This window comes from Acidobacteriota bacterium (assembly GCA_038040445.1).
GTDB classification, from domain to species: Bacteria; Acidobacteriota; Blastocatellia; order UBA7656; family UBA7656; genus Onstottus_A; species Onstottus_A frigus.
Window position 1 is genome coordinate 34,742 of record JBBPIG010000009.1, and the last position, 22,014, is coordinate 56,755.

General features: G+C 56.8%; 26 protein-coding genes. 13 read left to right on the forward strand and 13 right to left on the reverse strand.

Features of this window, described 5'->3' with window-relative positions; all coding sequences use genetic code 11:
* Window positions 1-94 precede the first annotated feature (94 nt).
* The 4 genes from AABO57_11765 to AABO57_11780 all read right to left on the reverse strand — a co-directional run bounded on the left by AABO57_11765 (window position 95) and on the right by AABO57_11780 (window position 3,892).
* Window positions 95-1,690: a PQQ-dependent dehydrogenase, methanol/ethanol family gene (locus AABO57_11765; protein MEK6286410.1), complete on the reverse strand. Its 1,596-nt coding sequence runs from the start codon at window positions 1,688-1,690 to the stop codon at window positions 95-97.
* Window positions 1,687-2,469: a c-type cytochrome gene (locus tag AABO57_11770; GenBank protein ID MEK6286411.1), complete on the reverse strand. Its 783-nt coding sequence runs from the start codon at window positions 2,467-2,469 to the stop codon at window positions 1,687-1,689. The genes AABO57_11765 and AABO57_11770 overlap by 4 nt, the downstream gene beginning before the upstream one ends.
* A gap of 63 nt (window positions 2,470-2,532) precedes the next feature.
* Complete coding sequence (locus AABO57_11775) at window positions 2,533-3,480, reverse strand: slipin family protein (protein MEK6286412.1); 948 nt, start codon at window positions 3,478-3,480, stop codon at window positions 2,533-2,535.
* Between the two features lie 25 nt (window positions 3,481-3,505).
* On the reverse strand, window positions 3,506-3,892 hold the full coding sequence (locus AABO57_11780; GenBank protein ID MEK6286413.1) for a GntR family transcriptional regulator: 387 nt from the start codon (window positions 3,890-3,892) through the stop codon (window positions 3,506-3,508).
* A 184-nt stretch (window positions 3,893-4,076) separates the two neighbouring features.
* Here AABO57_11780 and AABO57_11785 point away from each other — a divergent pair, with 184 nt between their 5' ends.
* The 5 genes from AABO57_11785 to AABO57_11805 all read left to right on the forward strand — a co-directional run bounded on the left by AABO57_11785 (window position 4,077) and on the right by AABO57_11805 (window position 8,947).
* On the forward strand, window positions 4,077-4,538 hold the full coding sequence (locus tag AABO57_11785) for a rhodanese-like domain-containing protein (GenBank protein ID MEK6286414.1): 462 nt from the start codon (window positions 4,077-4,079) through the stop codon (window positions 4,536-4,538).
* A gap of 154 nt (window positions 4,539-4,692) precedes the next feature.
* Window positions 4,693-5,181 (forward strand): glutathione peroxidase, encoded by a 489-nt coding sequence (locus AABO57_11790; protein MEK6286415.1) that lies wholly within the window; start codon window positions 4,693-4,695, stop codon window positions 5,179-5,181.
* A gap of 161 nt (window positions 5,182-5,342) precedes the next feature.
* Window positions 5,343-6,917 (forward strand): 2,3-bisphosphoglycerate-independent phosphoglycerate mutase, encoded by a 1,575-nt coding sequence (gpmI, locus tag AABO57_11795; protein ID MEK6286416.1) that lies wholly within the window; start codon window positions 5,343-5,345, stop codon window positions 6,915-6,917.
* Window positions 6,918-7,023: 106 nt separating this feature from the next.
* Window positions 7,024-8,085, forward strand: coding sequence for a redox-regulated ATPase YchF (gene ychF / locus AABO57_11800; protein ID MEK6286417.1), 1,062 nt, complete (start codon window positions 7,024-7,026; stop codon window positions 8,083-8,085).
* A 157-nt stretch (window positions 8,086-8,242) separates the two neighbouring features.
* Window positions 8,243-8,947 (forward strand): HAD hydrolase-like protein, encoded by a 705-nt coding sequence (locus AABO57_11805; GenBank protein MEK6286418.1) that lies wholly within the window; start codon window positions 8,243-8,245, stop codon window positions 8,945-8,947.
* 198 nt (window positions 8,948-9,145) lie between these two features.
* Here the strand turns inward: AABO57_11805 and AABO57_11810 are convergent, their stop codons facing one another.
* Window positions 9,146-9,577, reverse strand: a complete 432-nt coding sequence (locus AABO57_11810; protein ID MEK6286419.1) for an aspartyl protease family protein — start codon at window positions 9,575-9,577, stop codon at window positions 9,146-9,148.
* Window positions 9,574-9,783, reverse strand: coding sequence for a DUF5678 domain-containing protein (locus AABO57_11815; protein ID MEK6286420.1), 210 nt, complete (start codon window positions 9,781-9,783; stop codon window positions 9,574-9,576). The genes AABO57_11810 and AABO57_11815 overlap by 4 nt, the downstream gene beginning before the upstream one ends.
* A gap of 250 nt (window positions 9,784-10,033) precedes the next feature.
* Here AABO57_11815 and AABO57_11820 point away from each other — a divergent pair, with 250 nt between their 5' ends.
* Window positions 10,034-10,195 (forward strand): hypothetical protein, encoded by a 162-nt coding sequence (locus tag AABO57_11820; protein MEK6286421.1) that lies wholly within the window; start codon window positions 10,034-10,036, stop codon window positions 10,193-10,195.
* Between the two features lie 87 nt (window positions 10,196-10,282).
* Here AABO57_11820 and AABO57_11825 read toward each other — a convergent pair whose 3' ends face one another.
* Entirely contained in the window at window positions 10,283-11,524 is a 1,242-nt protein-coding gene (locus AABO57_11825; GenBank protein MEK6286422.1) for a cation:proton antiporter, read from the reverse strand.
* Between the two features lie 199 nt (window positions 11,525-11,723).
* On the opposite strand from AABO57_11825, the gene AABO57_11830 reads away from it, so the two are divergent.
* Window positions 11,724-12,740, forward strand: a complete 1,017-nt coding sequence (locus AABO57_11830) for a hypothetical protein (GenBank protein MEK6286423.1) — start codon at window positions 11,724-11,726, stop codon at window positions 12,738-12,740.
* A gap of 200 nt (window positions 12,741-12,940) precedes the next feature.
* Window positions 12,941-13,156 carry a hypothetical protein gene (locus AABO57_11835; GenBank protein MEK6286424.1) on the forward strand — a complete coding sequence of 72 codons (216 nt, stop codon included), beginning with the start codon at window positions 12,941-12,943 and terminating at the stop codon, window positions 13,154-13,156.
* A gap of 174 nt (window positions 13,157-13,330) precedes the next feature.
* On the opposite strand, the gene AABO57_11840 is transcribed toward AABO57_11835, so the two are convergent.
* The 4 genes from AABO57_11840 to rsmD form a co-directional block, all read right to left on the reverse strand.
* Window positions 13,331-14,533 carry a pyridoxal phosphate-dependent aminotransferase gene (locus tag AABO57_11840; GenBank protein ID MEK6286425.1) on the reverse strand — a complete coding sequence of 401 codons (1,203 nt, stop codon included), beginning with the start codon at window positions 14,531-14,533 and terminating at the stop codon, window positions 13,331-13,333.
* Window positions 14,530-14,898: a hypothetical protein gene (locus AABO57_11845; protein MEK6286426.1), complete on the reverse strand. Its 369-nt coding sequence runs from the start codon at window positions 14,896-14,898 to the stop codon at window positions 14,530-14,532. The genes AABO57_11840 and AABO57_11845 overlap by 4 nt, the downstream gene beginning before the upstream one ends.
* A 62-nt stretch (window positions 14,899-14,960) precedes the next feature.
* The gene (coaD, locus tag AABO57_11850; protein MEK6286427.1) at window positions 14,961-15,440 is read right to left on the reverse strand and encodes a pantetheine-phosphate adenylyltransferase; all 480 of its coding nucleotides are present in this window, start codon (window positions 15,438-15,440) and stop codon (window positions 14,961-14,963) included.
* Window positions 15,441-15,658: 218 nt separating this feature from the next.
* Entirely contained in the window at window positions 15,659-16,324 is a 666-nt protein-coding gene (rsmD, locus tag AABO57_11855) for a 16S rRNA (guanine(966)-N(2))-methyltransferase RsmD (protein MEK6286428.1), read from the reverse strand.
* A 243-nt stretch (window positions 16,325-16,567) separates the two neighbouring features.
* Here rsmD and AABO57_11860 point away from each other — a divergent pair, with 243 nt between their 5' ends.
* The 3 genes from AABO57_11860 (at window position 16,568) to AABO57_11870 (ending at window position 18,014) form a co-directional block, all read left to right on the forward strand.
* Window positions 16,568-17,209, forward strand: a complete 642-nt coding sequence (locus tag AABO57_11860; protein MEK6286429.1) for a carboxypeptidase-like regulatory domain-containing protein — start codon at window positions 16,568-16,570, stop codon at window positions 17,207-17,209.
* A complete protein-coding gene (locus tag AABO57_11865; GenBank protein MEK6286430.1) occupies window positions 17,210-17,566 on the forward strand; it encodes a helix-turn-helix domain-containing protein in 357 nt (118 codons plus the stop codon).
* Window positions 17,567-17,666: 100 nt separating this feature from the next.
* A complete protein-coding gene (locus tag AABO57_11870; protein MEK6286431.1) occupies window positions 17,667-18,014 on the forward strand; it encodes a hypothetical protein in 348 nt (115 codons plus the stop codon).
* Here the strand turns inward: AABO57_11870 and AABO57_11875 are convergent.
* Together AABO57_11875 and AABO57_11880 are read right to left on the reverse strand one after the other, a co-directional pair.
* Window positions 18,003-19,022: a hypothetical protein gene (locus AABO57_11875; protein MEK6286432.1), complete on the reverse strand. Its 1,020-nt coding sequence runs from the start codon at window positions 19,020-19,022 to the stop codon at window positions 18,003-18,005. The two genes, AABO57_11870 and AABO57_11875, sit on opposite strands and share 12 nt — an antisense overlap.
* A 59-nt stretch (window positions 19,023-19,081) precedes the next feature.
* Window positions 19,082-20,098 (reverse strand): hypothetical protein, encoded by a 1,017-nt coding sequence (locus tag AABO57_11880; protein MEK6286433.1) that lies wholly within the window; start codon window positions 20,096-20,098, stop codon window positions 19,082-19,084.
* A gap of 335 nt (window positions 20,099-20,433) precedes the next feature.
* Between AABO57_11880 and AABO57_11885 the strand changes: the two genes are divergently transcribed.
* Together AABO57_11885 and AABO57_11890 are read left to right on the forward strand one after the other, a co-directional pair.
* Entirely contained in the window at window positions 20,434-20,871 is a 438-nt protein-coding gene (locus AABO57_11885; GenBank protein MEK6286434.1) for an NUDIX hydrolase, read from the forward strand.
* Between the two features lie 42 nt (window positions 20,872-20,913).
* Window positions 20,914-21,711 carry an SAM-dependent chlorinase/fluorinase gene (locus AABO57_11890; GenBank protein MEK6286435.1) on the forward strand — a complete coding sequence of 266 codons (798 nt, stop codon included), beginning with the start codon at window positions 20,914-20,916 and terminating at the stop codon, window positions 21,709-21,711.
* Window positions 21,712-22,014: the final 303 nt, after the last annotated feature.

A 22,014-nucleotide genomic window follows, 5' to 3' on the forward strand; every position in this document is an offset into this window, starting at 1 on the left:
CTCCTCTTCCGTTTGCCTGAAGACTCAGCCTGGAGCGATCTCCGCGATCTTGGTCCTTGGTCGAACGCGCTTGGTGCCGCTCGCGGTGCGTTGATCATCGCAAGCCGAACACAAACAATGAGTGGCCCGCAGCGATCGCGACATGCTGCTTGCCGTCTATCAAGAAGCTGATCGGATTGGCGGCCATCGCTCCGCCTGTTTGAAAATCCCACAGCGGCTTCCCACTCAACCCATCAAGCGCATAGAAGTTCCCTTCGTCTGAGCCGCCGAACACAAGGCCTCCCGCCGTAGCCAACACTCCAGCCCAGGGCGGCGATTGAAGGCGGAATTCCCACTTCATCTTTCCGGTCTCGACTTCAAGCGCGCGGATCGCCCCGGAAGCCTGATCGCCGGCGAGCGCCCGTTCGCCCCCGCCGGCAAAGAATGTCCCCGGTTTGTATTCGGCTTCGCCCTTGTAGTAGTAGGCACCCATCTCGCGAACAGCAACGTAAAACAGCCTGGTCGCCGGGCTGTACGAAGGGCTGAACCAGTTAGTCGCGCCTTGCAGGCTCGGCCAGACGAGATTGCCCTCGACCGTAGGCTCAGTGTTGGGAAGCACGATCGGGCGGCCGCGCGCGTTGAGTCCCTTGGCCCACGTCTGCTTCGCGTAGGGAGTTCCAAGTATGAATTCACCGGTTGCGCGATCGAGCAGGTAATAGAACGCGTTGCGGTTGGCCATCGCAACCAGCTTGCGCGTCCGTCCTCCGATGCTGGCATCAAGCAGCACCGGAATCTCCGTCGCATCCCAGTCATGCACGTCGTGCGGCGTGAACTGAAAATACCATTTGAGCTTTCCAGTGGAAGCATCGACAGCAAGGAGCGAACACGAATACAGATTGTCCCCGGGACGAACGTCTCCGTTCCAATCCGGTCCCGGATTTCCCGTTCCCCAGTAAATCAGATTCAACTCGGGATCGAATGAGCCGGTCACCCAGGTCGGCGCGCCGCCGGTTTTCCAACTGTCGCCGCTCCAAGTGTCGTGACCCGGCTCACCCGGAGCTGGAACCGTCCACAACCGCCAGGCGAGCTTGCCTGTCTTCGCGTCATAGGCGTCGAGGAACCCGCGTATTCCGGCTTCGCCGCCGGAGATGCCGACGATGATCTTTCCATCAATCGCCAGCGGGGCCGCGGTGATTGAGTGCCCGGTCGTGTTGTCGGCGACTTTCGTCGCCCAGCGAACGGCTCCCGACCTGGCGTCCAGCGCGATTAGATGACAGTCGAGCGCCCCGACGTAGAGGGTGTCATCGAGAATCGCAACGCCTCGGTTTGTCGGTCCGAAACCAATCGTTCTGACCACAAGCGGCATAGCTCGTTGCCACGTCCACAACCGCCGGCCCGTGCGCGAGTCCAGCGCGGTGACCTTAGTCGGCGGCTCGGTGACATACATGATTCCGTCCACCACCAGCGGCGACGTTTCAAATCTGCTGCGGGCCGCAATCTGGTAAACCCATGCCGGTTTCAAACGGGCGACGTTTTGAGGATTGATCTCCGTGAGCGGCGAGAAGCGATGCGCTTGATAGTTGCCTGAATAAGTAAGCCAATTGCCGGGTTCGCTCGCGGCGTTGACGATTCTCTTATACGGGACCTGTGCCAGAACAAATGCGGGGAAGAGAAGGCTACAGGCTGTCACCAGGAAACGGAGGCTCTTCATTTGCCACCTCGCAGGCCCGAAAGGTAAGCGACCAGATCGTCGAGCTCGGAGGCAGAAAGAGCATCGCGATAGGCCGGCATCATAGAGGACCCGAATTCTTTCTTTAACTCCGCAAGATCGAGCTTGCGGAAGGAGTGGAAGACGCCCGCCGCGTCTCGAAGTTGTATGGTGAATGAATCCTCGTTCGCGCGCATGCCTCTCACTTTATGACCGTCACGTGTGACGATGCTGACGACGAGAAACCCATCCGGGACCGACGCGCCTGGATCAGTCAAGGCTTCGCGCAAGTAGGCCGCGCTGCGTCGAGCGCCGATGTCAGTGAGCTTGGGGCCGAGACTTCCACCTCTCCCGCTTACGATGTGACACGCCGCGCACGCTCCCTTCGAGTCGTAGATCGCTTTGCCTCTAGATGTATCTCCGGGAAGTTTGACGACGGCAGTTCCGCCAAGCGACCTCACGTAGCCGGCGACTTGCCAGATTTCGCGATCGGTCATTTGCCATGCGTCTGGCATCTCGGTTTCAGGGATGCCGTTCTTGATGATTTGAAACAAGGCGCTGTTGTCCGCGGCCCGAGGGAGATCCGGTTGGTTTAGCGCCGGACCGCGGCCGCCGGTTGCGCCGATTCCATGACACAACGCGCACTGCCCAACGAACATTTGTTTGCCGCGCGCCAGATCGTCCGCCGTCAGCCTCGAGACCGGGTCTTGATTCGGCGGGGTCATCCCCAGCGAGATGACCGCGGCGGCCATCAGCGTCACCATCTGCCAACCCAATTTCATAGGCACCTCCTAACTGGATCAGGTTGCGAGAATGTAGTCGACTTCGGGTGGAGTTTCAAGGAACTACTTTATTTCAATGTCTTCTTTGGTTCCAGTGAGCGCCTGCTGTCTGAATGCCGCTGCGCCGAGCAGACCGCCCATGCTCATCGATTCGACTGCCGAGCTCGGCACAAGCATCAACGCGCCCTTCTCCTTCAAGCCTTCGTACAGCATGTTCATCGCGCGCAGGTGAAGCGCTGTTGGGTTTCCCATGTAAGACTCAGCCGCTTTAGCAAAGAGGTGCGCGATCTCTACTTCAGCCTGGCCCAGGATGATGCGCGCTTGCTTCTCGCGAGAGGCCTGGGCCTCGCGCGACATCGCGTCTTGCAGGGCGTCCGGGATTACAACGTCTCGCATCTCGACCGATTGAACAGTCACGCCCCAGGGATTCGAGCGTTCGTCGATCAACTTCTGTAACTCTTCCTCAATGCGCTCGCGGCCTCTCAACAGCTCAGTAAGGGCTGTGCGGCCGATGATGTCGCGCAGCGCGGTTTGCGACGCCCAACTCACCGCTTGCTGATAGTCCTGCACTTCGAGTGCGGCCTTCTCGGGATCGTAGACCATCCAGAACAACACAGCGTCCACGTTGACCGGCACGGTGTCCGAGGTGAGCGTTTGCTCCGCTACGAAGTTGGTAGTGATGATGCGTTGATCGATCCACGAAGATACCGTGTCGATCAACGGCACGATCCAGAACAGACCGGGGCCCCTGATGCCGACGTAGCGACCGAGTCGAAGCACTACGGCTTTCTCCCATTGCTTGGCGACCTTGGGAGCCTGCGCCAGCAACAGTCCGATGACCAGGCCGATGATCGGGCCGATCGGGTTGTTAAACATGACCGCGGGGATCACACCGAGGAGCAATGGAAACAAAAAAAGCATCGCAGCCACGATGTTCAAACGCGGTGCGTTTGGAATGGGGAGTGCTGGTTTGGTTTGCGCCAGTTGAGTGTCCTTATTGGTGAGTCCCATGATTCAATTCTCCTTTTCAATGCTCTCATTTCTTCTTCTTGAGCCGATCCCTCAGATGTTCGAGGGCTTCTTTAGCCGAGAAGCCCAGGTGAGCCGCCGTCGAAAGAAAATGGTCTTCGAGTTCGCGCAACTCATGCTCGCGATCTTTTTCGTGAGCCGCTGCAAGGGGGCGTGCCCTTACAAAAGTCCCCACACCTCGTCTGGTTTCGACTACGCCTGCCCGTTCAAGCTCCAGGTATACCTTAGCGACAGTGTTGGCATTAATTCGCAGGTCCACGGCGAGTTGTCGGACAGTAGGCAACTGATCGCCTACCCCCAATTTGCCGGTAGCAATCGCAAACCGGATCGCCCGCTCGAGCTGATGGTAGAGCGGCGTCGGATGCGCGGTGTCAATGTTGAACGGAACGCTCATTGTCCCTTTGTCCGCTTGTACTACGACAATAGTACAAGGGAAGTTCGAAGAGTCAACTGCTCTTGTGCTTCACCGTGACTTAACGATCAAGCGAATGGTAGAATCGTGGTCTCAGGCAATCTTAAGACTGCGCGACGGTGTTAAGCCGGTGAGTGGTTCACCAAGGAATTCAGGGAGGGACATAATGCGATTCAGAAACTCTATACTGGCGGCGATTCTTACGATGGCACTTGCGGGGGCGGCATTCGCTCAGACAAGTAAACATACCCACGAGCACGACTCAGATAAGGCGGCAGACTCGAAGGCTTCAGCCGATGACGCCAAACCTAAAATAACGGCGAAGGATCTCAAGCAACGGCTCGACAAGGGCGAGAAAATCACAATCCTCGACGCGCGCTCCAACCTCGGCGGGCAGATTCTAAAGGGCGCGCTTCACGTCCCGATGGATAAACTGGAAGAGTGGGCGAAGGACGTTGCCAAGAACGCGGTAATAGTCACCTACTGCACATGCCCAAACGACGAATCGGCGGACAGCGAAGTGCAAAAGCTGCGTGAGATGGGATTTAAGAATGTTTATGCGCTCAGCGGCGGTCTGGATGCCGCGCGTGCGGCGGGGCTCGAGGTGGTGACCCCGGCCGACAAGTAAAAACTCAGCCGTGTCAAACGGCTACAAACTCAGCCTGGAGGAATCGATGAAAGCAAAGCTCACTTTCGCATTCGCAGTAACGGTTGTTTGCGCCGCGCTCTTCGCCATTTCTATTTCGAGTCGCGAGAGCAGCGCGGCGAGCAGTGGGGAAAAAATGAACTCGATTTACGACTTCTCGCTAAAAGATATCGATCACAAGGAAGTCAGCCTGAGCCAGTATCGCGGCAAAGTTGTGATGGTCGTCAACGTTGCCAGCAGGTGTGGCTACACTCCTCAATACGAAGGCCTGCAGAAGGTCTACATGAAATACAAGGATCGGGGATTTGTGATTCTCGGATTCCCGGCGAACAACTTCATGTCTCAGGAACCCGGCACTGATGAGGAGATAAAGACGTTTTGCTCGACGAAGTACAGCGTAACCTTCCCCATTTTTTCAAAGATTTCGGTAAAAGGCGACGACATCCATCCGCTGTACAAGTTTCTTACCGGCAAGGAAACGAACCCCGATTTTGGCGGCGACATAAAGTGGAACTTCAGCAAGTTCCTGGTGGACAAGAGCGGGAAGATCATTGCCCGATTCGAGCCGAAGGTGACGCCCGAGAGCGATCCGGTGATTCAAGCAATCGAGAAGGCGCTACAGTAAACGCGATCCAATAGGCTGACATTTGTGTGAAGGGGGCGAAGGCGCCCCCTTTTTGATTGCCCGCGTAGCGTAGTGCTCTCAGACGGTATGATCGCAACTTGTACGCCTGAGGCGCGCGCCTGTAATCTGTAGCTTCCTTTTTTTGACGGAGACAATTCTCGTTGACCAAAGTTAAGAATGCGCCTCTTGTGTTGATAGTTCTCGACGGGTTCGGGTACTCGGCCAAACGAGAAGGCAACGCGATTGCTCTTGCCCGGACGCCGCATTTCGATGAGTGGTACAAGCAGTATCCCAACACGCTCGTCGAAGCTTCCGGACAATACGTCGGCCTGCGCGCCGGGCAAATGGGTAACAGCGAGGTAGGGCATCTGAACATCGGCGGCGGGCGGATCGTGCGAATGGACACTTCGCGCATCGACCACGCGATTGAGACGGGTGAGCTCTTTCACAACGACGCGCTCATACAAGCGATAGAACACGCGAACAGCCGCAAGTCGGCTTTGCACCTGATGGGCCTCGTCTCTCACGGTGGAGTTCATTCTTCGCAAGAGCACCTGTATGCGCTGCTGCGAATGGCCGGGGAGCGAAACCTCGAACGAGTCTTCGTGCACGCGTTTCTTGACGGCCGCGACACCGCACCCGATTCAGGAGCCGGCTTTATCGCCGAGCTTATCGACAAGACGGGCGAATATGCCCTCGGCCGAGTAGCTACGGTTGTCGGGCGCTACTATGCGATGGACCGGGACAAGCGATGGCAGCGCACGGAGAAGGCTTATCGGTTGATGCGCTGCGGCGAGGGACGCGCCCGGCGAGATCCGGTTGCGGCGATTCGCGAGTCCTACAGCGAAGGCGTCACCGACGAGTTCGTGAAGCCGATCGTGATTGTCGATGACGGCGGCAAGCCAATCGCGACCATTCGAGACGGAGACAGCGTGATCTTCTTCAACTTCCGTTCGGATCGCGCGAGACAGATCACGCGCGCGTTCACCGAGGATGACTTTACTTTCTTTGATCGAGGACCGAAGCCGGAGATACGGTTCACTTGCATGACCTATTACGATCGCCAGTTTGCTTTGCCCGTAGCGTTCGGGCCGGAGCATCTCGATCACATACTCGCCGACGTGTTTGCCGAAGCCGGGCTCAAAAACCTGCGCATAGCCGAGACGGAAAAATACGCGCACGTAACCTTCTTTTTCAACGGCGGAGTCGAGCCCCCGTTTCCCGGCGAGGAGCGAATCTTGATCCCGTCTCCGAAGGTGGCCACTTATGACTTGAAGCCGGAGATGAGCGCGCACGGCATAACGGATGAAGTGGTGAACCAAATCGAAAGCGGCCGATTCGACGTGGTGATAATGAACTACGCGAACGCGGATATGGTGGGTCACACCGGAAACCTTGAGGCAACGATTAAGGCGATCGAGGTGATCGATGAATGTCTTGGCCGAGTAGTCGGCGCGACGCGTGCGAAAGGCGGCTCGGTGATCATCACGGCTGATCACGGCAACGCCGAGCAGATGATCGATCTCGCGACCGGGCAGATCTTCACGGCGCACACCACGAATCCGGTGCCCGCCATTTTGATTGGCGATCATCGCTGCCGGCTGCGCGAGGGTGGATCGTTGAGAGACATCGCGCCGACGATGTTGGGCATCCTGGGCCTCAAGAAGCCTACGCAGATGACCGGGCAGGATTTGAGGATAGAAGATAGAGGATCGAGGATAGAGGATAGAGGATAGAGGATAGAAGATAGAAGATAGAGGGTCGCGATCGACGATTCGTAAAGCTATCCCCGATCCTCGATCCTCTATACTCGATTCTCGATTCTCAAGCAATGGGTGAATAATGAAAGTGGGATTAGTAGGTTTTGCAGGATCGGGAAAGACGACGATCTTCAATACGCTCACCGGGCTCACCGCCGAGGTTGGTGGCTACGGCGCGCGCGAGAAGGCTAACGTCGGGGTGATAAAAGTGCCCGACCATCGGGTCGACAAGCTCGCCGAGATCTTCAAACCGAAGAAACAGACTTATGCGGAGATCAGCTTCGTCGACGTCGCCGGTCCGCAAGCCGAAGACGCCGAGCGGGTCCAATCGGGACTTGACCCGAAACTCGTTCAACACATGCGCGAAGCCGATGCGTTGGTTCACGTCGTCCGCACGTTCGACAATCCGGTGCTGTTGCAAGGCGCCGATCCGGCGCGTGATATTCGCGGGTTCGACGATGAGTTGATGCTGACCGACCTGGTGCAGATCGAGAACCGAATCTCGCGGCTAAAGAAAGAGAAAGACTCGGCGCGCGAGAGCGAGATGATGGAGCGATTGAAGGCGGCGCTCGAAGGCGAACAACCCCTTCGCGATTTGGACCTCGCGCACGAAGATTTGGCGATCATCGCCGGGTTCCGGTTCCTAAGCCTGAAGCCGCTGCTCGTATTGATCAATCAGCCCGAGGAAGCGGCGGGAGCCGGGGCGCCCGGCGGCGTCGGCGAGCTGGCCGAATCGAAGAAACTCAGCGTTATTGCAATGTCAGGGAAGGTCGAAATGGAAATCGCGCAGCTTGCGCCCGAAGACCAGCGCGAGTTCCTTCAAGATGTAGGAATCGCGGAACCGGCGCGCGATCGATTCATCCGCGCGGCATACTCGCTGCTCGACCTCATAAGCTTTCTGACGTCGGGTGAAGACGAATGCCGGGCCTGGTCGATCAAACGAGGAACCACCGCGCACAAGGCGGCGGGCGTAATTCACTCGGACATCGAGCGGGGCTTCATAAAAGCTGAAGTTATTCGATTCGACGACCTCGCGGAATTGGGCAGCGAAGCGCGATGCCGCGAGCACGGCAAACTCAAGGTTGAAGGCAAAGACTACGTTGTGCAGGACGGCGATGTAGTTCACTTCAGGTTTAATGTCTAAGAGAAGTCCGTTGTCCGTAGTGCGTAGTCCGTTGTCCCTTGACGGCGGGCATCCGCGCGAAGGTGCATCCTCCAACGACGGCCACTATCCCGCATCAAACGATCGTCGACGGACTGTTGACGACAGCCTACGGACTACGGACCACGGACTACGGACTATGGACTTCCGCGTAGTCCTTTTCGACATCGACGGCACGTTGATCAAGACCGTTCGGCGGGGCGAGTATCGCGGACTCATACACGCGATGCTGTTAGACGTCTTCGGGACGTGCGGGCAAATCGCTCAGGTCGATTTCGCCGGCAAGACCGATCTTGCGATTTATCGAGAGGCGCTCGAGTGTGAGGGTGTCACTCCGGCGCAGATACGCGAGCGGCTTCCGCTGGTCGAAGCGGCAACGGTCGAAATCTTGAATCATCTCGCGGCGACCGGCGACGTGTTTCGACTTTGCCCCGGCGTCCGAGACTTACTTGAAAAGCTTGCCCTCGATTCGCGATTCCTGCCGAGCTTGCTCACGGGCAACGTCGAGAAGCTCGCAGAAGCCAAGCTGCGAGTCGCCGGAATCTGGCACTACTTCAAAGGGCGCGGCGCGTTCGGCAGCGATGACGAGGATCGCGACCACCTGCCTGCGATCGCCGCTGAGAGACTCAACGCTCATCTAGGACGAGCCCTCGCGCCCGATCGATTTATCATAGTCGGCGACACGCCTCGCGACATATCGTGCGCTCGCCATTTCGGCGCGCGGGTGCTTGCGGTGGCTTCGGGAGCACACACGGTCGAGCAACTGGAACCCTTCGCTCCCGATGCCCTGCTGGCAGACTTGAGCGATACCTCATCAGTGATTCGGCTGCTGACAGAGATCTGAATTCAGGGCTTCCAATCAAGAAAAGCGATGCTAGAAGTAAGAGCCGGTCGTAAAGGCGTAAGAAGCGCGGTCCTTGCTAGTGGCATTGCCGCCCGAACAGCGACCCATGATCGCCAGGACTGTAGCACGCGATCGGTGGGATCAAAAAAAGAGGAAGCGCAGCTAAACGTGAGGTGCGGCTCTTCAGCTAGTGTGTCCTTAATTGATGAAGGGAACGCTAGGTTTTACTTCTATTTCTACCTGCTTTTTGTACTCCTCAAACTTGATCATAAAGTTACAAAAAAATCCGTATCGCCCTAATATTGTCATATCCGGATATCTTTCTGAGTCAGTAAACGCAACAAGGGTGTCTACACTTCCCACGTCCTTGATTGCTATGTTCACCTGATGTAGATAGCCAGCAAATTCGTTTCCTTCCATAACCCCAGCGAGGCGGAGCTTCTTGCCCTTCTTGAGATCCACGTTGAATATCTGAGCAAAAGAGGCATTCAATACACTGTAATCTGCACCGGAATCTATCAGAGCCCACACTGGTAATACTATCTTGTTACACGTAATGCGGACTGACACAATCGGTAATTGTACGAGATTGCCATCTGGGTCTTTATACTTGCGGTACGGAATGATCATAAGAACGCATACACATAAGATTTTCCAAACGGTCGAACCTTGAATAGGGCCGCTTCGCTATATCCATTTGCATCCGCTTGGACTTTGGCCTGATAAGCGGTATCTCCACTTCCGACAACCCTATCTTCACTCTCAAGGATTGCAACCCACTTATTCTCATAGTTCCTGAGATCGTCTTCTAGCGGTCCTCTTTTCTCTTCAGCCATAATCACTCTCCCAGGGGAGATTCTACCGTAAAAGACCAATATTAGGGACACTTTCTTGTCGTCAATGCCTGATCATTTTAGTAATGAGCTAAGAAATGAACTGCCAAACCTGCACCGCCGATGGAAGATGAAATTACAGATCATTTTCTGCGATTGCACCGTGCTTGGCAGATGCAACCGCTTCTTCGATCCAGTCTGTACATACCGGCGTTTGTATCACGCCCCGTTCTGAGCCGCAAGTGCAGTCTAGTTGCACGCTTCACCTGCGGCAACACACTGTGACGCCACTACCCGGTTGGGAGACGACCTGGCGCCCGGTGACTACATCTTACAGATCATCGTCACAGACAAGCGGGCGAAAGAGAAATACCGCTGGGCTACGCAGTGGATGGATTTCGAGATAGTGAAGTGAAGAGTGATGGGCCAGTGATGCGTGAAGTGATTCGTGATGCGTGAAAAGCAAACCCGAATGCGGTCACGCATCACGTTTCACGCTTCCTCAGCTTATCTCGTCTTGTAGCTCTGAAACGTACTCTGAGGGTTGAGTGGCTGCTTGCTCGCCCGCGAAAGCGAGCTTTAGGAAGGGCGGAGCGGCGAGCGTGGTTATCACCGCCATCGCCAGCACTACCCCGTATACCGTGTCGCTGATGACCGCCATCGCGACTCCGATCTGGGCTACGACAATTCCGACTTCTCCGCGCGGAATCATTCCGACTCCAACTTGAATAGCTCGCCGCCGGCCCATTCCAATGGCGCCAAGTCCGCAGCCGACTAACTTGGTCAAGATCGCCAATACGATGACCACCGCGGAGAGCACCACGACATCTGATGACAGGAATATCGCCAGGTTGAGCTTCATTCCTATGGTTATGAGGAAGAAAGGTGTGGTGAACTCCGTGAGCGCTTGAGACTGTTGATGCAGTCTGGTTCCGTCGGTAGCTTCTGAGAGTGCGACTCCCGCCAAGAACGCGCCGATGATTCCGGCTATTCCTATCAGGTTGGCAACCGCAGCCAGTCCAAAGCACAGCACGAGCGCGAACATCAGCAGCGAATGATCGATCTTCAAGTTTCTGACCGGGTGTTTGACTCGATTGACCACTCGCGAACCGAACGCGACCACTAGCAGGGTAAATCCGATAGCCAGAAAGGTGATGAGTCCAATGTGGAAATAGTTCACGCTCCCCTCTGCTAGGCTGCTCGCTACGGCCAGAACCAACAGGCCAATCACGTCATCGATCACGGCAGCGGCAAGGATCACCCGGCTGGCTTCGGCAGTTATCAAACCCATTCCGGACAGCACTCGCGCGGTTATGCCGACGGAGGTCGCTACCATCGCCGCGCCCAGAAAAATCGCTTCAATCGACGAATATCCGGGCCACAAGGAAAGCAAGCCCCATCCGGCAAGAAACGGGACCACCACCCCGAGCACTGCGACGATCGTGGCCGTTCCCCCAACCTTGAAGATTTCACTCGGGCGAGTCTCGAGCCCGACGGTGAAAAGCAAAAAGATCACGCCGATCTCGGCGAGGGCTTCCAGCACATCGGTAGGCTGCACGAAATTGAGCACCGATGGACCGATGATTATGCCGGCAATTATCTCGCCGACCACGGCGGGCTGGCGGATTCGCTCGAACAGCTCCGCCGCAAGCTTGGCCGCAAGCAGCGCAATAAAAAGTGCAAGCAAGATTCGTCCGTGATCCGCGGATGCGAGCAACAATGCGTGAAATCCCGTTGCGATCAAGTCTCAACTCCTGAAAACAAAGTCCTATGGTGTTACAGATGGACGAGGCGGCGCAAGGCTCGGGAGCGCCGGCAACCCTGCCTGCCGTGGGTGGTATTCCCTGAGTTTCATAGTCTCCGTCAGAGGTGATGCGCGAAACCCTGACGCGCCCCGCACGACGCTGCCGCAGCAGAGAATCAAGCTGTATAATGCTCCATTCATGCCTTACCCTGCGCACTCGATCATGGCAATGGACCTGTCGCCTTTCGGGCGGTCGATTGCGCTGTTGCCTGCGATGAGGGCGCTCCGGACTTCATATCCAGAAGCAGTTCTTGTAGCTGCCGCACCGAACGGAACATGCGAGTTGCTGAGTGGCTGCGGGCTCGTCGATGAAACCATCGGGCTCGGTGTCATCAAGCTGCCGGACCGCGCGTACGCGGGCGCGCTGAAAAGGCTGGTGAGCTTGCTGAGGCGCTCGCGACGCTACAACTTCGATCTCGTGCTGGATTTTTCACCACGGCTTGAAACGCAGATAGTCTCACGAATGATATTGCGAGCTCGCGTGTTCGCCCCGTCCAGGCTTCCGCGCGTGATAGAGACGCTTCTGGGGTTGGGCGGAATGCCACGCTCCGCCGGTCACTCAGGTCTTTCAGATTACTCGAACGTCTTGCGCAAGGCCGGCGTCGAAATGATTGACGAGCGGCTCAGGATCATTCCGCCAGTCGAAGAGGATGCGCGATTCGAGCACCGGCTTGCGAGCAGCGGGTCGCGCGGAGGCGAGCTGATTGTATTGCTTTACGCGTCGAATTCTGGGAGCCGGCGCGGCTGGCCGGTCGCTTCCTTTGGAGAGATTGGGATGAGGCTCGCGAACAATCTTGGCGCGCGGATAGTTGCGGCCGATGAGCCTTCGGATGGGGCTTTTACTAACGATGTGAGTGCGCTCCTACCGCCGGGTGCAATCAAGCTCGCTGAGCCGCGCGCGCTTGAGCTGGCAGCCGCAATCGCCCGTGCCAGCATCGTTATCACCGATGAGCGGGCGATTGCGCAGATCGCCTCAGAGCTGAATACACCGGTCATCGAGGTAGCCGACACGGTCACACTGGAAGCCGCCTCGTCCGGGACTCATCGAATCGCGCAGGCTTCCCCGGCGAGCCACGTCTCGACCGATGAGGTCTATGAGATAGCTTGTGAGATCATTCAGGAGAGCCGGAGCGCGTCGCTTTTTCAGCGCCGTTGAATCGGTCTAATAGTCTACGGTTGCCAGACCGAGATTGTCCTCCCCGGCCAGCGGAGGGTATGCCGTTCTCAGCGAATCCGTCGGGTAGGGTTCTTGACAGAAATGGATTTCGTGTATAATCGGTGTCGCACGGCAGTAGAATCCACACGCACCGCAGTTGAAAGCTTATAGTCTGATGCTTTTTCCTAACTGGAGGGGCCATGAAGAATGTGCTTTTGCTTGTGGCAGTGATCGGCCTGGGGGCAGGGGCTTGGTTTCTCTATCAGTTTCTGTACCAGCCGGCGAACGACCCCGACAAATCGAACCTGATCCTGGGCGGAGTCTTCTTCTTAGCCGCGCTAGTCTGCTTTGCCTTCTTCTTCTTCATGAAGTTCAGAGATGAAGGGGACCAGGACATAAGCATCACGAAGTTCTGACCCTGGCAGATTCTGGCGTTTGAAGACTTGCAGCAGGAACTCCTCGATTAGCGCGGCAGTCCCGGGCTCCTGCTTTCTAGCCTGGGGCTGGACCGTTTTGTTTGGTCGATTCGTTTGGTCGAAGCGAGAAAAGAGCGTCGATCGCCCGTATAGGGCAGCGGCGGGGGTTGAAATCTATTCTTCGGCTAGTGCCCTTGCAACCTTGGCGATTCTACGCACGCCCTCCTGAATTGCCTCGAGTGAGTTGGCGTACGAGATCCTAAGGTAGCCTTCGATCCCGAAAGCTGAACCCGCAGTCACGACTACCCGCGATTCCTCAAGCAGCAGTTTTGAAAGCTCGATCGAGTCGCGCACACGCCCGCCCAACAAGCGCTTCACGTTTGGCATCACGTAGAAGGCGCCCTCAGGCATCGCGCACTCGATGCCTTCGATCCCATTAAATGCCGGAACCACCCAATCGCGCCGGCGCATGTACTCGCTTATCATCGAGCGCACCGAGTCCTGAGGACCGATCGCCGCCTCGACGGCGGCTTTTTGGGTTATCGAATTAGCGTTCGAGGTGGAATGACTCTGCACTTTGAGCATCGCCTGAATCCACTGCTTCGGCCCCAGCCCAAAGCCCAATCGCCATCCGGTCATCGCGTGAGTTTTGGAGAACGACCCGCAGATCATCACACGCGAACGCAGCGCTTCCGGTAACTGACCGGCGGTGAAGAGTTCGGCGGGAGGATAAGCAAAATACAGATAGCACTCGTCGCTGATCACCCAGATGTTGTTGGCAGCAGCGACTTCCACGATTCTGTGAAACTCCGCCGGTGGAACTATGCGGCCGGTCGGGTTGTTCGGCGAGTTGATGATCAGCAGCCTGGTGTTTGGTGTGATGGCGCTGCTGACCGCGTCGGCCGTCAACAGAAACTCGTTCGGCTCGGTGTCGATGAAGACCGGACGCGCGCGTAAGAACTTGACGATCTCAGGAAATGTGACCCAGTAAGGCGACGGAATCAACACTTCGTCGCCCGGGTTGAGCAGCGTTGCCATCGCATTGAAGAGGGCCTGTTTGCCCCCCATTGTGACAACCACTTCGGATGGATCGTAGTTTGCGCCGAAGTCGCGGCGCATCATCTCGGTGATCGCCGTGCGCAGCGGAGCGATTCCGCTGGTAGCCGTGTAGCGCGTGAAATTAGTTTCGATGGCTAGCTCGGCAGCGTCTTTCACGTTGCGCGGGGTAGGGAAGTCGGGCTCTCCAGCTCCGAGGTCAATCAGATCGACCCCTTCAGTTCGAAGCCGCTCCGCTTCCATCAAAACGGCCAGCGTGGAAGAGACTTCCATGCCGGCCACATTTTCTGACTCTTTGAATACGGCTTTGCTTGTTGTCAACCGCCTCCTCCCGGAATCTCGTTTGAGTTGTTCTGTAAGCCGCTCTTCTGTCCGTCGCTGAAATACCGCTCGACTACCTCGATTAGTGAGTTAAGGCGCACGTCCGTCTCCTTTCCGCTCGCGGCCAGTTCAGCGATTCGCCTGTCAGTTTCCTTTCCGTGTTCGATCAACTCGGCAATCTGACGGCTGTTTTCCTGAACAGGGAGGGTCAGGTTCATGATGGCGCCCACGAGCTTGACGATGTCTTCCGTGTTCTGCCGCTGCTTCTCTTCTATCTCGAGCATTTTTTCATCGAACCTCGCATCGAACTTCGCTTGCTGCTCGAGGATGAAGTCTATTTGCCTTTGTATCTGGTCGCTGCTCATTTCTTCCGCTCCGCTTTAGTCGAGTTGTATGTATCTCGCAACGGCCCCTCGCCGTGAAGCCTTCACCCGTTTGCAATCTTATCGCGCATTCGTTTTTCCACCGATTCCGGCACGAGGTCTTTGATCGAGCCGCCCAGTTTGAAGACTTCCTTGATCAGCCGCGAGCTGATGTAAGAATACGCTTCTCCCGCCATCAGGAAGACCGTTTCCACGTTATGCTCGAGGCGCCGGTTCATCAACGCCATCTGAAGCTCGTACTCGTAGTCGGAAATAGCGCGAATGCCGCGAACCACGAACTGGGCCTGCTGCTGGACCGCGTAGTGGACCAGCAACCCTTCGAAAGTGCCGACTCGCACGTTCTTCCACGGAATGACCTCGCCGATCATCTCGACGCGCTCTTCGGTCGTGAACATCGGTTGCTTTTCTACGTTGAGGAGGAGAGCGACGATGACTTCATCGAAAAGCCTGGCTGATCGTTCGATGATGTCGAGGTGACCCATCGTTATGGGGTCGAATGACCCCGGGTAGATTGCGCGACGCATCACCATTTATCTCCTGGAGATTTCTGATAGCAAGAATCGCACTTAAGGCGAGCGATAGTAGCATGGAAAGAGATGAGTAGCCAGTAGCCTCAAGCCAGGATTGCATTTGGACTATGCCGCACTCTAGCGACGAATTGCCTAACCATTACCTGAGACGTAGCTAGTGGCGGGCGGCGCACTTGCAAAAAAATCCAGGCGCGGCGAGCTGCTCTAGAAGCTCAGTCAGGGAGTGTTTCATAAAACGCCAGCCCGGATTCTCCCTGCTTCACTTCGCGGAATATTCGCAGCTTCTCGTACTCCGGCGCAGGAGGAGTCTTAGCTCGGTGCTCGACGATGACGAGACCCTCGTTCGCCAGCAGATTCCCCGAGCCGAGTTGGTTCATTACTTGAATGTAGAGCTGCGAGGCGTACGGCGGATCAAAAAAAATTATGTCGAATCGTCTGGACTCCCGATCGAGCCGTTTGAGGGACGCCGTGGCTTCGCGGTTGACGATCATTGTTTCTGGGGTTTCTGGGGTTTCTGGGGTTTCTGGGGTTTCTGGGTCAATCCCAAGCGAGGCGAGGTTGGCGTCAATCGCCGCGCATGCGTAGCGCGAGCGTTCGATGAACGTGACCTCACTGGCGCCACGGCTGAGCGCTTCAATGCCGACGGCTCCCGAGCCTGCGCAGATGTCCAGGAAGCGGCTGCCATCGATCCGCGGAGCGAGGATGTTGAACAACGTTTCTCGAAGGCGGTCCGATGTGGGCCGCACGGCCAGCCCCCCGACCGTGCGCAGTGTTCTCCCGCGATGAATTCCGCCAATCACTCTCATTTCGGCAACGTGATCATAGAGAATCCTCCTGCAGGCCTCAATGTGAATAGTCCGTGGTCCGTAGTCCGTGATCCGTAGTCCGTAGTCAGTGGTCCGTCGTAACTGTTAATCGAGCGCCAAAGCGCTACGGACTACGGACTACGGACCACGGACTACTACGGACTACGGACTACTACGGACCACGGACTACGGACCACGGACCACGGACCACGGACTTCCGCCAACTTGCTAGTTGACTTTTCCCAGACCAGAACCGCAAAATCAGAATCACTCAACTAAAGCAATACTCTCGATTGAATGTTTAAGAGAAAGCTGATGAATAGAGTCTTCATAAGCGCTCTGTTTGTGTTCTGCCTGGCGAGTGTCGTCCTAGCTGTTCCGCAAGGGACCGGAACTCTCAAAGGCAAGATCGAGAGCGAAAAGGGCAAGCCGATTGCCGGTGCTGAAGTTCGGGCTACGCGCAGCCGCGACCGGTCAGTCAAAGAAACAAAGACGGACGAAGCCGGCAATTATTCTTTTGAGCTCCTGCCAGATGATTACACTGTGAGCTTCGACGCCGAAGGGTACCAGGGTGGAACGCTTGTCCAGATGCAGCAAGTCGAAGAAGGAAAAGAAAACACCGTCAAGACCATAAGGCTCGGAAAGGCCAGGAATCGCACTTCGCTTATACGCGGGGCCGTGTTTGAGTCGAGAGGCGCTTCGCTGGCCGGCGTGCACCTGAAGCTCGAACGAGTGCCCACCGCCGACGAAGAGAAGGATCATAAGCGCTTCCATTCAATTTCGATGAGCTACACGAGCAACAGTCGCGGAGAGTTCGCGTTTCGAGTACCGGCCGCTCGCGCCAGATATAAGATTACGGCCACGCTCGGCGGCTATAAGCCGGAAACCAAGATGGTTGAGGTAAGCGAGGGCGAGGCTGTTCCTTTAGCATTTTCACTTGAACCGGTGAAAAATTAAGTGCCAGCAGAGCGACAAAAACACCACGCGAAAGCCGGCGAAGCCATCACGCCGGAACAGCCAAAGGACAAACGCGCCGACTACCTGACCGCCCGCCAGCTTGCCGACGTTCTGCAGGTTAGCGAAGCAACCATCCATCGCCTTCGCCGCGCAGGACGCATCCCGGCAGTGCTGCTCACCGATAGGTTGATTCGGTTCAACTTGCGCGATGTGCAAAAGGCGCTGCGGCCACAGTCCGCGTCTCATTCTTTGGACGGCAGTGAGGCTGAGCAGGAGCAAGAGCCAAGCCCGCAATTGTCATTTGAGGATCTCCTCTCCGATTCAGGCAAGACCGAGACGGCCCCAAGCGCCGATTGAACTGGCTGATCGCTTCTGACCCTCACACAACGAACGATTGCTGCGCAACTTGTCAGTCTGAGAAGATACCGAGGTGGATCGCAGGCGACGAAACGTATGGTTGACTGGTCTCATCCTCTCGGCTTTGATGGTGCTTTTTCCTCCCTGGCTTTACTACGACGGGAACACATCCAACCAGAGATCAGCGGGTTATCATTTTCTTTTCAGCCCTCCACACATTAAGACCTACGACGAGATGTTTGGCTTCGACGATGACATGCCGACGCAATATGTTCGCGTGCGCTTAAACGTCATACGCCTGATAACTCAGCTTTTGACTCTCGCGTTCTTGGTTATGGGACTCGACCTGAAGCTACAGAGAGACAGTCCCGGGTTGTCGGGTTGTTTGCTGGCTCAAGGAACCTGCGGGATTCTGCTGCTGATTCTGCTGATGTCGTCAAAGTTCTGATGTGATTCTCGCGATGTCATTCATTATCGTCTGCGAAATTGCGTCGCGTCCCGATTGACCTAGAGCCAACACGTCGCCCTGAGTTTCTGACCGGAAGACCGCCGCTTTAGACGTACCCGACACAGCATAGAAGGGGGAATCAGGCGCAACCAGTTTGGGCGCGACGCTCACGCGCACTCGCCCCTGCCAAATCCGCGCGCGGCCGACCAGTCTAACCACGCGGTCGCTTTCACCCGCGATTCTGATCAGAGACTCAGTTTGCAACCCAATGCCCGTGCGCGACACTTCCGCTATAGTAGCGTCCGCTCCCATCAATGACTTTGCCAGGATCAGAATCTTGAACGCGGTGTCCCATCCTTGCACATCGAGAGAGGGATCGGGCTCGGCGATGCCTTCAGCCCGAGCCGTTGCCAGAGCTTCATCAAAGGACTGGTGATGGTGTTGCATCTGGGTTAGCACGTAGTTGGTTGTGCCGTTCAACACGCCGCGTATTTCCAGAACGCGATCGGTTAAGACTTCTTCGGGGATGCTGACGCCAGTCGTGCCGCCGTAGCAAATTCGAACGCCACCGTTTCGCGCCGCTTCCTTGAGCGAATCGAACCCGTGCACGAGTGGTCCCTTGTCCACGGTGACGACGTTCGTCCCTTGTGCGAGCGCGGCAACGATCCCATCCAGCGCGGGTTGTCCGTTGGTGGTGTTTGTCGGGAGTGATTCAACCAGGATTGAGACGCCTGCCGATGGCAGCGCTCGAATAAACTCGTCAGTGCCGAGGATCGGTTCGCTCGATGCAAACTCGCGCAAGCTGCGACCCGACTCTTTGTGAGCAATAACGCGCTCGATAGTAGAGCCCTGCTTCAAGATCAAACCGCCGCTGCTGTCGGCGACTGCCCCGAAATGAATGCGGAGCGGGCGCCCATCAGCAGTGGCCTCAACGTATCGAACGAAGGCGCGGCCCACGTTGCCCAGTCCGAGAAGCGCGACGTTTACTTGTGCCCGCGGAGGTAGCATAGACTTTAGTCTGTGTCCGGGTTTGCTCAGTCTCGGAGCCGCAGTACACAGACTAAAGTCTATGCTACCTCTGCCGGCAGCAAGCCTTTGATGTCGCGCACCACGCGGGCGACGTCTTTTTGATCGCCGAGCGCCATCATGAAGAACTTGTAGCCGTTGTAGAAGCAAACCAGCCCGTTGCCGAATAGCCAGATGCTCGAGAGCATCGGGTTGCCGCCGAGCACTATATTGATCGGAAACCCGGCAACCGCCCCGCCGGTGAACGCTTCGAAGACCAGGCCGGCGCCTGCCGCTACGCTGAACGCCCCAAGCAATGGAGCGCCGACGTACTTCGCCGCGTCGCGTTGAAACTTGACTCGATCGCGCTCGGCTTCTGTGAGCTTGCCGTCGCGGATCAGTTCTTCCTGGCGGTTCAAGTAGGCTTCGTACTTCTGGGACAGCTTTCTCAGACCGTAAGGCGCGATGGCAGAATGGAAAAACCAGTTGCCGGCGCCGCCCGCTCCGAGCAAGACGACGTCAAGCGACGAAAAAGCAGCGCCGGCACGCGCGCCGGCGATAAAGGCGAGTGAGACAGCAGCAGCTTTGCCGGGGTTCTTCTTTGCCCATCGGCGCGCGCTTGCCAGCGTACTGACGAGTGACGATGGCAGCCGCGCGGCAGACACACTCGCGCGCGCGGCCCCGGTCGCGTTCTCGTAGTAGCGTCGAGCTTCACCGAAGACGTCCGACGCTGTCTGCTTCGCATCGTTGACCACCTCACTGGCTTTTTGGGAGGCGTCGCTTGCGGCTTCAGCAGCTTTGTCCTTGATGCCCGAACGCCGCAGCGCGTCTTCGGCGGCATCGGCCGCTCGCCGAGCGTGGTCACTTACCCGCTCGCTGACCTTATGTTCGCGGTCGAGCCGGGAGACCTCTTCGCGCGCGGCGTCAAAAGTCGATGAAGCGGCCTCGGCCCCCTTGCGCAATGCGTCGGTAGTTGCGCGCGCACCCTTATCGAGCTTCGATTTGATCTCGAACTTTTCGTCGATTTGACGAGCCGCTTCTTCGGCTCGCCGCCTCAATTCATCAAGCTTGCTGGACATGACTGTTACTCCTGATTTGAATCTTACTCTGAATGCAACGTGGTCAGCTACCGATGATTCATACGCGCGGGGTTGATCGTCAGTTCCTTGGTGAGCGGGCGCTGATGTATTTGGAGTAGAGGTGGTCGAAGATTTCCGATTGCCGATTGCCGATTGGGGATGCCAGGGTGCGGATGCAGAGATTGACGTTTGAGATTGGTACGACTGGCGGCGAAATGTAAGGGAACTGCGAACACTGGTCAATCACCTCATGAAGCAGGCCCGGCTCGATTTCGCCTAACTAAAGGCGGTACTCTCAGCTTTGAGTCTTGGCGTCTTTGTGTTTAAGTCTTGATGTGATCGAAGACGAAAGGCTCGCGGCCGGTGGATTAGTGATTGATAACGGGACTGGTACGCCGCGCGTGTTGCTTGTGCATCGCCCGCTATATGACGACTGGTCTTTCCCAAAAGGAAAGTTGGACCCGGGCGAGACCGTAGAAGAAGCCGCATTGCGCGAAGTGAGAGAAGAAACCGGGCTCGAGTGCCGCATCATCCGCAAGCTTGCGACCACGCGTTACCGCTATCGAACGCGCAGTAAAGGGCGGCTCAGACCGAAGGCTGTCCACTACTTTCTGATGGAGCGCGTGAACGGCGAGATCCAGGCGCCGGGTGAAGAAGTCGACCGCGCCGAGTGGTTTGAATTTGACGAAGCCGCCCGCAAACTCAGCTACGAGCAGGACGGCAAGCTCCTTCGCTTCATTTTGACCGGCGAGGACTATTGCTTGTGGTTATAGAATAGTTGTGCCTCCTTAACATCCCGCCCGTTGGAGCATTCGATGGCTGAAAAGAAAACGCTCATAACAATGACCACAGACTTCGGCGAAGCCGACTACTTCGTCCCGGCGATGAAAGGCGTGATTTATTCGATCAATCCTGCGGTTGAAATCGTCGACCTCACGCATCAGATACCCGCCCACGATATCTATGCCGCCGCCTTCACGCTGATGTGCTGCTACAAGGATTTCCCCGGGAACACGATTCATCTGACGGTTGTGGATCCCGGCGTGGGATCGGCCCGCCGCCCGATAATGGTGATGATCGACGACTACAACTTCATCGGTCCCGACAACGGAGTGTTCAGCTACATCTACCAGCGAGCTCATGTAAATCGAGTTGTGCACTTCACGGCGGAGCATTATTTCCGCCAACCCGTTTCGAGCACTTTTCATGGCCGCGACGTCTTCGCTCCCTGCGCGGCTTATGTGTCCAAGCTTGTTGACTGGCGAATGATGGGAGAGGAGATCAGCGATCCGGTTCGTTTCAACACTCCAACCCCGACTGTTGTTGCCGGCCAGATTCGGGGAACTGTGATTCACATCGACCGCTTTGGCAACCTGATAACTAACATAACAACCGCGGAGCTGACCGAAGATCTCATTCGTGCCGGCGCCCGCGTGCGAGTTGGGAAGCACGAGGCGACGCGAGTGCTGGCTAATTTTGCTGAAGCAAATCAGAACGAACTATTCGCCTACTTCGGCAGCGCCGGCTTCCTGGAACTCGCGGTGCCGCGCCAGTCGGCGGCGCGGGTTGTCGAAGCCCGGCGGGGAATCGAGGTCGAGGTAGGTGTGCCCTGAGTTGGGCGCCGTCGGGCTCTTCGTTGGGTCGTGTCCTAATCTTGTGTTGGTCGACTAGGACACTATCGGGCGACCGCGTATCTGGACTGCGGTGGCGTCTTTGCGTTGCCACCGCTTTCTGTCGTTTCGTGGGCGATAACCAAAAGCGGCGGCAACGCACAAAGGCCGCCGCAGTCCAAATACTCCGTCGCTCGTCATAGGTCGTGCGTCAGGGCACCTGCAAATATCAACATAAGACTAGGACACTACCCTTCGTTGACACGCCTGCACTCGTGTCCTATTCTTCAATATTGACCGGGCGAA

Bases quoted from the DNA above. Each gene is read 5' to 3' on its own strand.
- AABO57_11785 (MEK6286414.1), top strand. From the start codon at position 4,077: ATGCGATTCAGAAACTCTATACTGGCGGCGATTCTTACGATGGCACTT.
- AABO57_11815 (MEK6286420.1), bottom strand. From the start codon at position 9,783: ATGGCTGAAGAGAAAAGAGGACCGCTAGAAGACGATCTCAGGAACTAT.
- AABO57_11830 (MEK6286423.1), top strand. From the start codon at position 11,724: ATGCCTTACCCTGCGCACTCGATCATGGCAATGGACCTGTCGCCTTTC.
- AABO57_11780 (MEK6286413.1), bottom strand. From the start codon at position 3,892: ATGAGCGTTCCGTTCAACATTGACACCGCGCATCCGACGCCGCTCTAC.
- AABO57_11875 (MEK6286432.1), bottom strand. From the start codon at position 19,022: ATGCTACCTCCGCGGGCACAAGTAAACGTCGCGCTTCTCGGACTGGGC.
- AABO57_11880 (MEK6286433.1), bottom strand. From the start codon at position 20,098: ATGTCCAGCAAGCTTGATGAATTGAGGCGGCGAGCCGAAGAAGCGGCT.
- AABO57_11835 (MEK6286424.1), top strand. From the start codon at position 12,941: ATGAAGAATGTGCTTTTGCTTGTGGCAGTGATCGGCCTGGGGGCAGGG.
- AABO57_11765 (MEK6286410.1), bottom strand. From the start codon at position 1,690: ATGAAGAGCCTCCGTTTCCTGGTGACAGCCTGTAGCCTTCTCTTCCCC.
- AABO57_11770 (MEK6286411.1), bottom strand. From the start codon at position 2,469: ATGAAATTGGGTTGGCAGATGGTGACGCTGATGGCCGCCGCGGTCATC.
- AABO57_11860 (MEK6286429.1), top strand. From the start codon at position 16,568: ATGAATAGAGTCTTCATAAGCGCTCTGTTTGTGTTCTGCCTGGCGAGT.
- AABO57_11810 (MEK6286419.1), bottom strand. From the start codon at position 9,577: ATGATCATTCCGTACCGCAAGTATAAAGACCCAGATGGCAATCTCGTA.
- AABO57_11845 (MEK6286426.1), bottom strand. From the start codon at position 14,898: ATGAGCAGCGACCAGATACAAAGGCAAATAGACTTCATCCTCGAGCAG.
- AABO57_11890 (MEK6286435.1), top strand. From the start codon at position 20,914: ATGGCTGAAAAGAAAACGCTCATAACAATGACCACAGACTTCGGCGAA.
- AABO57_11805 (MEK6286418.1), top strand. From the start codon at position 8,243: ATGGACTTCCGCGTAGTCCTTTTCGACATCGACGGCACGTTGATCAAG.
- AABO57_11790 (MEK6286415.1), top strand. From the start codon at position 4,693: ATGAACTCGATTTACGACTTCTCGCTAAAAGATATCGATCACAAGGAA.
- AABO57_11775 (MEK6286412.1), bottom strand. From the start codon at position 3,480: ATGGGACTCACCAATAAGGACACTCAACTGGCGCAAACCAAACCAGCA.
- coaD (MEK6286427.1), bottom strand. From the start codon at position 15,440: ATGCGTCGCGCAATCTACCCGGGGTCATTCGACCCCATAACGATGGGT.
- ychF (MEK6286417.1), top strand. From the start codon at position 7,024: ATGAAAGTGGGATTAGTAGGTTTTGCAGGATCGGGAAAGACGACGATC.